This is a genomic window from Candidatus Pelagibacter sp. (assembly GCF_965262185.1).
In the GTDB taxonomy this organism is placed as follows: domain Bacteria; phylum Pseudomonadota; class Alphaproteobacteria; order Pelagibacterales; family Pelagibacteraceae; genus Pelagibacter.
On sequence record NZ_OZ253498.1, the window covers coordinates 793,932 to 807,800 of the forward strand.

Sequence of the window (13,869 nt, forward strand, 5' to 3'; positions counted from 1 at the left end):
AAGTCAATAAATAAGTTAAATATCTAATTATGAATATTAAAGCATATAAAATGGACGGTTTAGGCAATGATTTTGTAATTATTGATAATAGAGAAAAAGTTACAAATCTTACGAAAGACCAAATAATTAAAATTTGTGACAGAAACTTTATAGGATGCGACCAACTTATATTAATTAATAAAGACCAAAATTACGATGCTTCAATAAAATTTTTTAACTCTGATGGTGGGGTTTCTGGTGCATGTGGAAATGGCACAAGGTGTGTGGCTGAGCTATTAGGAAAAGAAAAAAATAAAGACACAATTATATTAACAACTTTATCTGGCCATTTAAAATCTCATATTTTAGGAGAAAAATTAGTATCTACTGAAATTGGTTTGGGCAGAACTAAATGGAATGAAATTCCATTATCTGAAGAATTAGAAACTAAAAACTTAAATATTAAAATTGTTGATTCAAATAATAATGAATTTTTTGGAGGAACGGCTGTTAATGTGGGAAATCCTCATATAATTTTTTTTGTAAAAGACAACGAACAATTCGAAATAGAAAAAATTGGCCCAGAAATAGAAAACCACAAACTGTTTCCAGAAAAATGTAATGTCACAATAGCTACAATAATAAATAAAGAGTTAATAAAGGTAAAAGTTTGGGAAAGAGGAGCTGGTTTGACAAAAGCATGTGGAACTGCAGCTTGTGCTACTGCCTTTGCTGCTAAGCAGGCAGGACTTGCTAGCGATAAAGTTAACATCGAATTTTCTACTGGAAGATTGACGATATCTATAGATGAAAAAAATAGTATCCACATGAAAGGTCCTGTTTCTGATATAAAAGAAATCGATATAGAAATTTAATGGGTATTTTCGAAAAATTTAAATCAGGATTTAAAAAAAGTGCTTCAGCTTTTACATCGGGCCTAAGAGATATAGTTGTCAAAAAAGAAATTGATGACAAAACTTTAGACAGAATTGAAGATTATTTAATTCAATCAGATGTTGGGGTAGCTTCTGCCTCAGAAATTAGAGAAATAATCTCAAAAACAAAAATAGATCCAAACAAAGATTTAACTGCTGAGATAAATAATATTCTTAAAGACTATATTATCTCAGTTATGAAACCTCTAGAAAATAACGAATTTTTTAAAAATAAAGAAAAACTTAATGCCATTTTAGTTTCTGGAGTTAACGGCGTTGGTAAAACAACAACTATTGGTAAAATTAGTAAAATATTAAAAGAAAATGGAAATAAAGTTATGTTGGCAGCATCAGATACATTTAGAGCTGCTGCTATAGAGCAATTAGAAAATTGGGCAAAAAAAATTAATGTTGAAATTACAAAATCTTCACAAGGATCTGATCCTGCATCTGTAGCCTATAAGGCAATAGAAACTTCTATATCAAACAATTTTAATCAAGTTTTAATTGATACTGCTGGAAGACTGCAAAATAAAAAAAACCTAATGGAAGAATATAAAAAAATAGCAAACGTTACAAAAAAAATAGATGAAAGTGCACCTCATGATGTGATTTTAGTTTTAGATGCAACTTCAGGTCAAAACGTTTTAAATCAAGTTGAAGAATTTAATAAAATTATCCCAATTACAGGCTTAGTAATGACAAAATTAGATGGAACAGCTAAGGGGGGAATACTTCTGGCTGTAGCTAAAAAGTATAAAATACCAATTATTGCACTTGGTTTAGGTGAAAAGGAAGATGATCTGCAAATTTTTGAAGCTGAAAAATTTGCTGATGCGTTTACACAAATTACTTAATTAAATTACTAGATATTAAAGGTTTATAGAAACTACATCTATAATTATCCTTAAATTTGTAGTGTCCGCAGTCCTTTGCAATAGAGGAAATAATGAAATCAAACTTTCCATTAGTTGGAAATAGATCTAATTTCTTTTCAACAATATCGTATTTGAAATTTACTTTTAAACTTTTAACAGCACTAATCATTATCAATGTTTTGTTATCCTTTAATAGATAATAAGCAAAATCATCTGGAAAAACTGGAAAATTATATTCCTTCAAAAAATTTTTTGCTTTTCTTGGAAACCATTCATAAGAAATCAATGGTGATGATACTTCTGTTTTATAATCATATATATAGAGATCTTTAGGGTAATCATTGATGTAATTACTTACTTCACCTTTTGCTAATATAGCCTTTTCTCTTGGTTTAAAATACAAAGCAAAATTTTCATCATGCGAGTTCATTTGATCAATAAAAAATAAATTTTCAATTGAAGACAAATTTTCTTTAGAAAAAGAAGTTCCTGAAATAAGAAAAGTCAAAAAAATATAAATGAATAATTTCCTCATGGTTAGAAATTAATTTGAATTTTTGGAATAAAATTGTTTTGATTGTGGCTTAATTTAAACTTTTTATAAATGAACCTAGTTGGAAAACCATATTATTATCAAATTCCATCATATGATCGTCATGTTTGGTAAAATAAGAGGACTTTGGATCATTTGCTAAATCAAACATCTTCTTTCCCATAGAAAAAGGAACAATTTGATCTTTTTCGCCATGCATAACTAAAACTGGAATATTAATATTTTTTATTTTTTCATCATTTTTATATTTATCTTTCAATATTAGAGAGACAGGAATGTATGGATAAAAATTCTTAGCTGCAGCAATCATTGAAGTGAAAGGTGTTTCCAAAATTAAACCAGCATATTTTTTATTTTGAGAAACCTCAGTTGCAATTCCTGTGCCAAGTGACTCTCCATAAATGATTAAATCACTGTCACTCAAACCTTTATTTTTAAGCCAGTTAATTGCGCTTTTTCCATCCTCATATAAAGCATTTTCAGATGGTTTTCCTAAATTTCCACTAAATCCACGCCAAGCAATGATTAAAAAATTTACATCCATATTTTTAAAATGATTTAATTTATGAATTCTATTTTCTAAGTTTCCTGCATTTCCATGAAAAAAAACAATTGTTTTAAATTTTTTCAAATCTTTTTTATGAAACCATCCTAAAAGGCTAATATTATCTGCTGTTTGAATTTGAACTTTTTCTACTTCTACATCTATTTTATCTCCTGAATAATTATTTTCCTTAGGATGATACATTAGATTTCTTTGAAATATAAAAAGATAAGCTAGTAAAATAAAATATATAACTAAGATCCAAAATATAATTTGCAAAATTAATTTCCTAGGTTTTGGTATCATAATTTTTCTTTGCTAAGTAAACTCCAACAAAAACAAGTATAGTACCAATATAATGAAATGTTTCTAAATTTTCATCAAACAATATAAATCCGTAAATTGCTGCATAGATAGTAAATACATATAAAGTAAAACCAGTAAGGGAAGCTCCTAAACTTTCTTGAGCCTTAGTATACAATGTAAATGCTATAATTCCTGGAGAAACTGCTGCAAATATAGTCCACAATAAAAAATCAAAATTAAATATGGTTTGTTCAAAATAAATTTCTTCTGCTAAATAAAATGGAAATAAACTTACTGCGCCAAACAAAGATATCATGGAAAATCTAGTAAAAATCGATAATTGAGATTTCCAGTAAAATAAATATATCGAATATAAAGCCCAACCTATCGCAGCTGCCAACATCCATAAATCACCAATGGTAAAAGTTAAATTTAAAAGTAAATTTAAATCTCCTTTAATAATAATTGCTAAAACTCCAACTAAACACGAAATCAAACCAATAATTTTTAATAAATTAATTTTCTCTTTAAAAAATATTGCAGAAATTATAATTATAAAAATAGGAGATGAAGTATAAATAATTCCCATATTGGTGACGGTAGTCGTTTTACCCGCTAAAAAAGGAAAAGCCCCACAAACTCCACATCCCATTGCTCCTAGAAAAAATAATTTTGAGTATTCATTTTTAATAACTTTGAAATTCTTTTTTAAAGATGAATACGTGAAAGGTAAGAGAAGTAAAAATACAAACGTCCACCTCCAAAAAGCTAATGAAATTGGGGGCACAAACTCAACACCACCTCTGGCAACAATTAAATTAGATGCCATAAATATTGGTTGAATAAATAAAAGAGAGAAAGCTAATAAATTTTTATTTTGACTAGACAATTGTATATTAGGAAAATTATTTTTTATCGAAGAACGCTTCGTAAACCATCATAAAAATTGCTGCTCCCATTAAAATATAAACAGGAAGAACATCAAAAAATCCAATCATCGATGATCTAGTTAACGTTGTTGCAAGTCCTACTAAAAAAGCAATTGCAAGAAAAGAACCTAAAAATGTTGTAAATTTTTGCATTTAATTATTACATTCCTTTTCTAACCAATTAGCAACACCTAAAAATCTTTGATCATCGTATTTTGCACCAATTAATTGTACACCCAGAGGTAAATTGTTTTCACCTTGAAGTATAGGTAATGATATACAAGGCGTACCTAAATAAGACCAAACTTTATTAAATTCTGCTGTTCCTGTGCTTTTTAAACCTTTCAATGCTACTCCAGGACTCGATGGGGATAAAACTCCATGATAATCCTCAAAAACTTCTTTATAAGATTCATAACTTCTTTTCATAAAATCTATGGCTTCTGCATATTCTTTTGCAGAATGTTTGTTACCTTTGGAAATTGCATCTTGCATATACTTAGATAATTTTTTCTTATACTTTTTATAATAAAGTGAAAAATTATTAGCTAAATCTGTCTCATGAATTATTTGATGGTATTTATGAATATCTTTAAAGTACGAGGGTGTATCGAAAACTTCGATATTATTTTTGAAAGATTTTATAAAGTATTCAAATGCTTCTCTTGATTTTTTTCCAAGAAGCTTCCAATGATCAGTTTTGTAAAAAATAAATTTAGGATCAAACAAAGGTCCTTTTTTTGTTTCTGCTAACATTTCATCACTAGAGTAATGAACTGTTGCTGTATCATAATTATCTTTTTTGATTAATATTTTAGCAAGAAGTGCAACATCTTCTACTGATCTTCCAAAAACACCAATATGATCTAATTTTTCAGATGTCTTTAGAACGCCATATCTGCTTATCAAACCATAACTAGGCTTATAACCAACAACCCCACAATATGATGCTGGTCTTATAACTGAACCTCCTGTTTGAGAACCAATTGCAAGCGGAGCCATGAAAGAAGCTACAGCAGCAGCAGATCCACTAGATGATCCACCCGGAGTTCTAGAATAATCATGTGGATTTGTAGTTTTTGAAGGGCCTAAAAATGCCAATTCCGATGTTGCTGTTTTACCCATTATAATTGCACCAGCAGATATTAATAGATCAACTATTTCAGCATTTTGAGAATATGATTTACCTTTTCTAATTGATGTCCCACATTCTGTAGGCATATCAACAGTTCCAACAATATCTTTTACTGCAACAGGAATACCATGGAGTGGTCCAAGAGGTTTGCCTGACTTTCTGTGCTCATCAGCCTCTGCTGCTTTTTCTAATAAAAGTTTTTTATCTAAATGAGCCCATGCTTTTACATCTTTTTCAAATTTATTTACTCTATCAATATAAATTTGGCACAAATCTACTGATGTAATTTGTGCATCTTTAATTTTTGAAGCAAGTTCTTCAACTTTTAATGAAAAAACATCTGTCATTTTTTTTTATTGTGCAAATAAAGTTTCTGGTAACCAAAGTGCAATTCCTGGGAACATATACATTAAAAACATTGCAAATATTACAATACCTAAAAATGGCATTATCCCTCTAAATATATCCATAAGTTCAACATTAGACTTTTGAACTCCTTTTAAATAGTAGGCTGACATAGCCATGGGTGGGGTTAAGAACGATGTTTGTAAATTTAAAGCAATTAACATTGCAAAGAAATATGGATTAACTCCAAATACTTCTAACAATGGTAAAAAAATTGGAACAAAAATAATTAAAATTTCAGTCCATTCTAAGGGCCATCCTAGAAGAAAAATAATTATTTGAGTGATAATTAAAAACTGCCAAGTGGTAATATTTATAGAAGTAAAGAAGTGTTCAAATACCTCGTGTCCCCCTAAATAAGAAAACACTGATGAAAAAGTCCAGGAACCAATAAACAGCCACATAATCATCGCGGTAGTCTTAGCTGTTAAAAACACAGACTCTTTAAAATTTTGCCATTTAAGAGTTTTATAAAACCAAGATAAAAGTATTGCTCCAAAAGCTCCTGCTGCAGCTGCCTCTGCTGGAGTTGCAATACCTGCTAAAATTGTTCCTAATACAAGCATAATTAAACCAAAAAGCGGAACGAAAGAAACCAAAACTTCTTTAAGAATTTCACCAGTTGGTGGGATATCTTCTTTTGGAGGTCTAGGAGCTATCGATGGATTTAACCATGCTCTAAATACTGCATACGCAATATAAAGACCTGCTAAAAGTAAACCTGGAAATATTGCTGCTGCAAAAAGTCTTAAGGGCGATAGTTGGGCTATTACCGAATAAACAATAAGCATAATACTCGGTGGAATTAAAATTCCTAAACATCCACCAGCACAAATAATTCCTGATGCAAATTTTTTATCATATCCTGCCTTAACCATAGCTGGCCAAGCTAACAGTCCCATTAAAGTTACTACTGCTCCAATAATTCCTGTTGCTGTCGAAAATAATGTACAAGTAATTAATGCAGCTACCGCCATTGATGCTGGAAGCCTGTGTGCTGCTAATCTAATTGCAAAAAATAATTTAGCTACAATTCCCGCTCTTTCAACAAGGTAGCCCATAAATAAAAATAAAGGTACAGCAGTAAGAACATTGTTATCCATTACTGTGTAAGTGTTTTGAACAAACAACTGGAATATACGATTGTCAAAAATGTGCTCCATCATTGTTGCATCGTAATAGGCAAAATATCCAAACCCAATCCCCATAGCCATTAAAGTAAAAGCAATCGGGAAACCTAAAAGAACTGCAAACAAGAACATACCCATCATCAAAATTGCAATTTCTGGATTTGTTAAACTAAATAACATTCTTCTTGTCCTCTTCTTGAGCTGTTCTCATTAAAACTTGTTCTGTTTCTTCAGCAACAACCATTCTTGCTGGCCACTGTCCTGTTTGAATACAAATAATAGATCTAAATACTTCACTAACACCTTGAATGATTAATAAAATACCTGCTGCTGGTATCATAGATTTAACCATATAGATTTGAATTTGAGCAGGACTGCTCCAGCTAGTCTCTTTTATTTTCCAAGCAAGCGCAGCATATTCATATCCATAAAAAGCTAACGCGATTACTCCTGGAAAAAAGAAAATAAAATATAAAACTAAATCAATCCAAGCCTGTGTTCTTTGACTAAATAACCTGTAAATGACATCACCTCTCACGTGAGACTCTGTTGCTAAACAATAAGCTCCAGACATCATTAAAATTGCACCATACATCTGCATACTAAAATCAAAGTTCCAAAGTGTTGGCGAATTAAATACGTAAGCCATAACTACCTCATAAACAGTTCCTCCCATTAAAACTACGATACACCAAGAAAAAGCTTTCCCCATTGATGTACTGAGAGTGTCTGCAAATTGAATAAATGACTTCATATCAAAGAAATATATTAAAATACGTGCAAAAAAAAGGGGGTTTTTCAACCCCCTTTAAATTTATTTAAAAGTTAATTAGATTTTAACTTTTTCAATTGGACCAAACTCATTTTCATAAGCTAATTTGTAGTTCGGTTGATTCATCAACAGATACTTCATTGTTCTCTTAGCGTATGCTTTTTGTGAGTCTACTACTTTTTTGAAGAAAGCATCTTTAGCAGAAAACTCTCCAACAACTTTGTCCCAACCTTTTAATTGTTCAGCTAGGATAGCATCAGACGTTTGGTAAACATTAACCTTATGCTCATTCATCAACTTAGCAAGGTCACTTGAATATCTAACCAATGCTTTAAAGTAGTTATCTGAGTTTGCAGCATAAGCAGCATTTCTCAAGATAGCTTGATGTTCAGGTGAAAGGCTATTTAGTCTCTTAGTATTAATAGGCACTTCAAACATTTCCTGAGATTGGTGGAAACTTCCTAAGTGATAGTGTTTAGAGACATCTTGCATTCCAAACTGTGAGTCTGATGTAGGGTTGTTAAACTCTGCAGCATCAATCAAACCAGTTTTCATCGCTGGTTGGATTTCACCACCTGGTAACTGTCTTACAACCATTCCCATAGCAGTTAAAACGTTAGTCGCAAGACCAACTGTTCTATACTTCATACCTTTAACATCAGATACTTTAGTTACATTCTTTTTGAACCAACCAAAAGGCTGAGCAGGCATTGGCATATGGAAAAAACCTGTGTAGTTAAATCCCACACTTTTTACAGCTTCTTCATATAATGCTCTTCCTCCACCGTACTCCATCCATCCCATTACTTCTTGAGATGACATTCCGTATGAAGGACCTGTTCCAAAAAGTGATGCAGCAGGGTTTTTTCCATACCAGTATGCAGTCACCCAGTGACCCATATCTACTACTCCAGAACTAACCGCTTGACCAATTTCAGAAGTTTTTACAACTGCTCCAACTGGTTGCACATCAATTTTTAATGAGCCGCCTGACATATCGCTAACCATTTTCGCATAGTCTGTTGCCATTTCGAAAAAGATGTTAGCACCTGATGGCCATGCAGCTTGCATCTTTAATACTGTAGCGTGACCACCTGCAGTAGCAATATTCGGCATTGCAACTGTAGCTGCAGCTGCAGCACCAGCTGTAGCAGCGGCCTTAAAGAACTTACGTCTTGAAGAAATTTTATTCTTCAATGATTTTTTTTCTTTAACCATTATTTCTCCTATTTATTTTTAGTTAATTAACCGTCGCGCATCTAATCATAATCATTCTAAAGAGTCTAAACCTATTAAAATTGAAAAACCTATATTTTTCGTGAAAAAAAGTAGTAATTAAATAAATTATTCAATTAATAATTGTATGATGGGAAAAAAGCTAAAGTTGCCCAATGTGATACCCAATCGGACTTTAGCTTTAAATTTTGAATAAAGTTTGGTTTAAAAATATCAACAGCACTCAACAAATAAGCTCTATCAGGCAAAATTCTTATTTCTCCTTCACCATTTGGCTTCGTTTTTATAATTTCCTGATTAAAAATTTTCTTATTTTTTGTAAAAATTTTTACCTGAAAATTTCCAAGAGGTTTTCCTTTATTTAGCAGTTTAAATTTAAAAAACTCATTTCTTTTATCAAAGGGTGAGTTTAGTGCGATTAATTCAAAATCTAATTTTGAACTTTGTTGAAAAAAATCATTAGAATTGGAGATTAAAATTTTTGAAAATCTTTTATAATTTTCTGTTGGTAACTTGTTTGTGTTGTAGCTAGATAAAATATCTAAAAAATTTTGTTCTTTGACAAAGTTTTCAAATGTTTCAGTATTATCATATTTTAAAAAAATATATATTGTCTCATAATTAATTACATTAAAAAAATTTTTATCAAGTTTTAATTGTATTGCTGGAAAATCTCCATCTCTTTGCTCAATATTTTTAATTATATTGTTATTGTCTAAATATAATTTTTCTTTTTCTTTACTGTAAAAACCAAAAGGAGTTCCATTAAAATTTTGACCCACCATAATATCTATTAAAGTTTTGTCATCTTTATTTGTATTCTTTTCGAGCCATAATTCATGTGCTACTAGTTCTTTGCTAGATAAAAAATTTAAAAAAACTACAATAAAAAAAAATATTATGCGTTTTCTAAAAGATATATTTTTAAAAGGAATTATCATTTATTTTTCATTTATAAGTTTTGTTTTTGCTCATGAGCTTAGGCCTAACATAGCAAATTTAGACATAACAAAAAGTGAAAAAACAACTAACGCAATACTTAATTTAAAAGTTAATCTTGAAGCTATTATTGTAGGAATTGAACCTGGACACTCGAATACAAAAGAATCTGATCAATCTGAAAAATACGATGAATATCGAAAATTAAATCCTGAAGAATTATTAGAAAAATTTTATGAAAAATTTGATAATTTCAATAACGAAGTTTATTTAACTAAAGACTTAAACAAATATGTTGGAACAGTTGAAAAAATAACAATTCCTCCCATTGGAGATTTGGAAGTTATAAGAGATAGCATCATTGAAATAAGTTTTAAGAATTTGCAAGACGAAAAATATAAACTCCATTGGAATAAAAACTTTGGGTCGCTAATACTCCGTGTTAATTCAATTGATCAAGGTGAGCTACATACTGAAATAATTGAGAGCAATCTTTCTTCAACCTTTAATATTAATAAAAATCAATCAAGTGTTTTTAAAACTATTACAGACTATGTTGTTATTGGATTTGAACATATTCTGCCCAAAGGCTTAGATCATATACTTTTTGTTTTAGCTTTATTTTTATTATCTACAAAATTTAAACCACTAATTCTTCAAGTTTCAATTTTCACAATAGCTCACTCAATAACATTAATTCTTGGTATGCTAGGTATCATAAATATTTCACCAAGTGTTGTTGAGCCGATAATTGCTATTTCAATATCATATGTAGCTTTTGAAAATTTATTTACCAACAAGATTAACAAAGCAAGACCATTTATAATTTTTATATTTGGTCTTCTACATGGCTTAGGTTTTGCAGGAGTTTTGACAGAAATAGGAGTGCCCGAATATCTTTTTTTAACAAGTTTGATATCTTTTAATATTGGAGTGGAATTAGGACAAATTGCTGTAATTTTAATTGCTTATTTAATCCTAGCGTTACCGTTTAAAAAACAAAATTGGTACAATAAAATAATAACAAAACCTCTATCACTAATAATAGCTTTTATTGGATTGTATTGGTTTATTGAAAGAATTTTTTAATTTCTTTAATAAATATTAAATGATTAGGAAATATAATTATAAGTTAAATCAACTTATTGTTTTCATAAATACAGCATTTTTCTGCTGGTATATGAAGTTTAATTTTTTCACCTGAAATTTCAGTTTCTCTATTAACTTTAGATTTAATTTCAAAATTATCCATTCTTGCAGTAATCAATTTATAATTACCAAAATCTTCAACCTTTTGAATATTAACATCAACAAGATTTTCGCTTTGATTTTTTGCAATTTTAATAAACTCAGATCTAATTCCTAATTTTATATTTTTACTTTTTAAATTAGACAAGTTTGTATTTGTCCTAATTGTTGTGTTATTTATCTTAACAGTATTTTCTGAAGTTGCTTCACTATCAAACAAATTCATAGCAGGTGAGCCGATGAAATAACCAACAAAAGTTGTATTAGGTCTTTCAAACAATTCTTTGGGCGAACCTGTTTGCACAACTTCTCCTTCACTCATCACAATTATATTATCTGCAAATGTCATGGCTTCATTTTGATCATGTGTTACATAAACTAAAGTTGTTTTATATTGTTCGTTTATTTCTTTTAGGTTTCTTCTCAGTCTAAATTTTAAATCAGGATCAATAACGGTCAAAGGCTCATCCATTAAAACTGCTGCAACATCTTCTCTTACCAATCCTCTTCCTAAAGATATCAATTGTTTTTGATCTGCTGTTAATTTTCTTGCAGGTGAGTTTAAAAAAGATTTTAAATTTAAAGTTTCTGCAACAGAATTAACTCTTTCATCTATTTTAGATTTTGAAAAATCTCTACACTTTAGCGGAAAAGCAAGATTTTCAAAAACCGTCATGGTGTTATAAATTACTGGAAACTGAAAAACTTGAGCAATATTTCTTTCTTCTGTTTTTAAATCTGTAACATCGTTGTCATCAAATAATATTTTTCCAGCTGACGGTCTTACTAATCCAGAAACAATATTTAACATTGTTGTTTTTCCACATCCAGAAGGACCTAAGATTGCATATCTATTTCCATTCTCCCAGGTCATCGAAAATGGATTTAATGCATAAACTGGATTTGGATCATTGGGATTATAAGAATGTAAGATATTGCTTAAATCAATTTTAGCCATTATTTCCTCCAAATGGTGAGGATGCTAATTTACCATTAGCACCAAAGGCATAAGCTCTATCTATTTTAAAATCTATTTTTATCTTGTCATGAATTTTAAAATTCAAAACCTCTTCTATAGAAATAATAATTTTTATGGTTCCTCTTTTTAAATGGAGTAAAGTTTCAGAACCACTAATTTCAGCAAGCTCAACTTCAAACTCATGACCATTTTCACTAAGTTCGATATCTGAAGATCTTAAACCAATCTTTAACCCGCTATCTGTTAATTTTGATAGATGATTGGGCGCTTTAATTTCAATACCTTCAAATCTTATTTGATCATTAGATATTTCTGCTTCAATAATATTCATAGGTGGATCGTTAGAAATTTCAGCAACTTTTAAAGAACTTGGGTTCTCAAATATTTCTTTTGCTGGACCTACTTGTAGCACTTTGCCCTCATCTAAAACAATTACTTCTCCATTTAATTCCATGGTTTCTCTTGGGTCTGTAGTAGAATAAATTAAAATAGTTTCATCAGCTAAACCCTTTGAAAACAAACTCTTAAATTCCTCTCTAAGCTGTTCTCTCAATTTGTAATCTAAATTAACTAAAGGTTCATCTAGCAATAATATTTTAGCATTTTTAACTAATGATCTTGCTAGAGAGACACGTTGTTGCTGACCACCAGATAGCTCCTGAATTTTTCTGTTTTCATAGCCAACTAACCCTACTGATTTTAAAGACTCCATTACTTTATTTTTGATTTCTTCATTATCGATCTTTCTTTGTTTCAAAGGAAACGCAATATTTTCAAATACATTTAAATGAGGATAATTAATAAATTGCTGATAAACCATAGCTACATTTCTTTTCCAAACTGGAACCTTTAAAAAATCCTTACCATCAAATTCAATAACCCCACTATCTGGAGTTAAAAGGCCAGCTATAGTTTTTAATAAAGTTGTTTTACCTGATAGAGTTCTTCCAAGAATTGTGTATAAATTCCCCTCTTTAAAATTAAAGGACACTTCGTTTAAGTGATACTCTTCACTTGGTTTATAAGTTAAGTTGTTAGCAATTAAATTCATTATTTAATTGCTCCTGATAGATTTCCTTTAGATAGATATCTCTCAACTATGAAAGCTACTATAATCAATGGTGCAACTGAAACCAGAGCAGATGCAGACAAACTCCACCACGGAGTAACCGATGAGTTTAGCGCAACAATTTTAACTGGTAATAACTGTACTTCTGTGAAAGTTAAAATGAACGCAAAGAAAAAATCTATCCATCCAAAAATAATACAAAACATGCCAGCAACAATTAATCCTGGTATAGAATTTGGTAACACCACTTTTAAGAAAGCTTGATAAGGATTACATCCATCAATCAAAGCTGTTTCATCAATTTCTCTTGGAACTTTATTAAAGAAATCAACCATAATCCAAACTGCAATAGGCATCAGTAAAACAATATAAACTACAATCAATCCTACGAGGCTATCTAATAAATTAATTGAACTTAAAAATAAGAAAAATGGAATTGATAAAACAATTGGTGGCATAATTCTTTGAGAAATAAAGAAAAATGTAATGTCATTATTTTTTACAAAGCCTGCTTTAAAAGTATATCTTGATAAAGCATAAGCTGACAATGTCCCAAGAATAATACTAATTAAACTTGCAGTACAGGTTACAAATAAACTATTAAAGTAAGGTTCTACAATATCAACTCCACCTTTAGCTGGAGATTTTATCAAAACTTTCCAACCTTCTAAATTAGGTTCAAAATCTACCCATGGTATGTAAGTAACTCCTCCATTTACAGATTGAAAATCTTTAAAAGATGTTGTCAGAGCCCAAAGAAAAGGAGCAACAACAAACACTGCCCAAAAGACAATAAAAAAATATTTTAAAAATGTATATAGCTTGCTCATTA

Annotated in this window: 15 protein-coding genes; 3 read left to right on the plus strand and 12 right to left on the minus strand. The window is 30.1% G+C overall.

Features of this window, described 5'->3' with window-relative positions:
- Positions 1-29: 29 nt before the first annotated feature.
- Both dapF and ftsY read left to right on the plus strand, forming a co-directional pair.
- Positions 30-854, plus strand: coding sequence for a diaminopimelate epimerase (dapF, locus tag ACQY31_RS04430; RefSeq protein ID WP_428078912.1), 825 nt, complete (start codon positions 30-32; stop codon positions 852-854).
- On the plus strand, positions 854-1,771 hold the full coding sequence (gene ftsY, locus ACQY31_RS04435) for a signal recognition particle-docking protein FtsY (RefSeq protein WP_428078914.1): 918 nt from the start codon (positions 854-856) through the stop codon (positions 1,769-1,771). Before dapF ends, ftsY begins: the two co-directional genes overlap by 1 nt.
- Here the strand turns inward: ftsY and ACQY31_RS04440 are convergent.
- The 9 genes from ACQY31_RS04440 to ACQY31_RS04480 all read right to left on the minus strand — a co-directional run bounded on the left by ACQY31_RS04440 (position 1,764) and on the right by ACQY31_RS04480 (position 9,743).
- Positions 1,764-2,327, minus strand: coding sequence for a hypothetical protein (locus ACQY31_RS04440; RefSeq protein ID WP_428078916.1), 564 nt, complete (start codon positions 2,325-2,327; stop codon positions 1,764-1,766). The genes ftsY and ACQY31_RS04440 overlap by 8 nt on opposite strands.
- A 49-nt stretch (positions 2,328-2,376) precedes the next feature.
- Positions 2,377-3,195 carry an alpha/beta hydrolase gene (locus ACQY31_RS04445; RefSeq protein ID WP_428078918.1) on the minus strand — a complete coding sequence of 273 codons (819 nt, stop codon included), beginning with the start codon at positions 3,193-3,195 and terminating at the stop codon, positions 2,377-2,379.
- Positions 3,179-4,084, minus strand: a complete 906-nt coding sequence (locus ACQY31_RS04450) for a DMT family transporter (protein ID WP_428078920.1) — start codon at positions 4,082-4,084, stop codon at positions 3,179-3,181. Before ACQY31_RS04450 ends, ACQY31_RS04445 begins: the two co-directional genes overlap by 17 nt.
- A 16-nt stretch (positions 4,085-4,100) precedes the next feature.
- Entirely contained in the window at positions 4,101-4,277 is a 177-nt protein-coding gene (locus tag ACQY31_RS04455) for a hypothetical protein (RefSeq protein ID WP_428078921.1), read from the minus strand.
- On the minus strand, positions 4,278-5,606 hold the full coding sequence (locus ACQY31_RS04460; RefSeq protein ID WP_428078923.1) for an amidase: 1,329 nt from the start codon (positions 5,604-5,606) through the stop codon (positions 4,278-4,280).
- 6 nt (positions 5,607-5,612) lie between these two features.
- Entirely contained in the window at positions 5,613-6,974 is a 1,362-nt protein-coding gene (locus ACQY31_RS04465; RefSeq protein ID WP_428078925.1) for a TRAP transporter large permease, read from the minus strand.
- Positions 6,964-7,548: a TRAP transporter small permease subunit gene (locus ACQY31_RS04470; RefSeq protein ID WP_428078926.1), complete on the minus strand. Its 585-nt coding sequence runs from the start codon at positions 7,546-7,548 to the stop codon at positions 6,964-6,966. The genes ACQY31_RS04465 and ACQY31_RS04470 overlap by 11 nt, the downstream gene beginning before the upstream one ends.
- 75 nt (positions 7,549-7,623) lie before the next feature.
- Complete coding sequence (locus ACQY31_RS04475; RefSeq protein WP_428078928.1) at positions 7,624-8,784, minus strand: TRAP transporter substrate-binding protein; 1,161 nt, start codon at positions 8,782-8,784, stop codon at positions 7,624-7,626.
- 134 nt (positions 8,785-8,918) lie between these two features.
- Positions 8,919-9,743: a DUF4198 domain-containing protein gene (locus ACQY31_RS04480; protein ID WP_428078930.1), complete on the minus strand. Its 825-nt coding sequence runs from the start codon at positions 9,741-9,743 to the stop codon at positions 8,919-8,921.
- On the opposite strand from ACQY31_RS04480, the gene ACQY31_RS04485 reads away from it, so the two are divergent.
- On the plus strand, positions 9,703-10,830 hold the full coding sequence (locus ACQY31_RS04485; RefSeq protein ID WP_428078932.1) for a HupE/UreJ family protein: 1,128 nt from the start codon (positions 9,703-9,705) through the stop codon (positions 10,828-10,830). The genes ACQY31_RS04480 and ACQY31_RS04485 overlap by 41 nt on opposite strands.
- Positions 10,831-10,873: 43 nt before the next feature.
- Here the strand turns inward: ACQY31_RS04485 and ACQY31_RS04490 are convergent, their stop codons facing one another.
- The 3 genes from ACQY31_RS04490 to ACQY31_RS04500 are packed head-to-tail and all read right to left on the minus strand — an operon-like array spanning position 10,874 to position 13,867.
- A complete protein-coding gene (locus ACQY31_RS04490; RefSeq protein ID WP_428078934.1) occupies positions 10,874-11,947 on the minus strand; it encodes an ABC transporter ATP-binding protein in 1,074 nt (357 codons plus the stop codon).
- Positions 11,940-13,019 carry an ABC transporter ATP-binding protein gene (locus ACQY31_RS04495; RefSeq protein WP_428078936.1) on the minus strand — a complete coding sequence of 360 codons (1,080 nt, stop codon included), beginning with the start codon at positions 13,017-13,019 and terminating at the stop codon, positions 11,940-11,942. The genes ACQY31_RS04490 and ACQY31_RS04495 overlap by 8 nt, the downstream gene beginning before the upstream one ends.
- A complete protein-coding gene (locus ACQY31_RS04500; RefSeq protein ID WP_075505838.1) occupies positions 13,019-13,867 on the minus strand; it encodes a carbohydrate ABC transporter permease in 849 nt (282 codons plus the stop codon). The genes ACQY31_RS04495 and ACQY31_RS04500 overlap by 1 nt, the downstream gene beginning before the upstream one ends.
- Between the last annotated feature and the right edge of the window lie 2 nt (positions 13,868-13,869).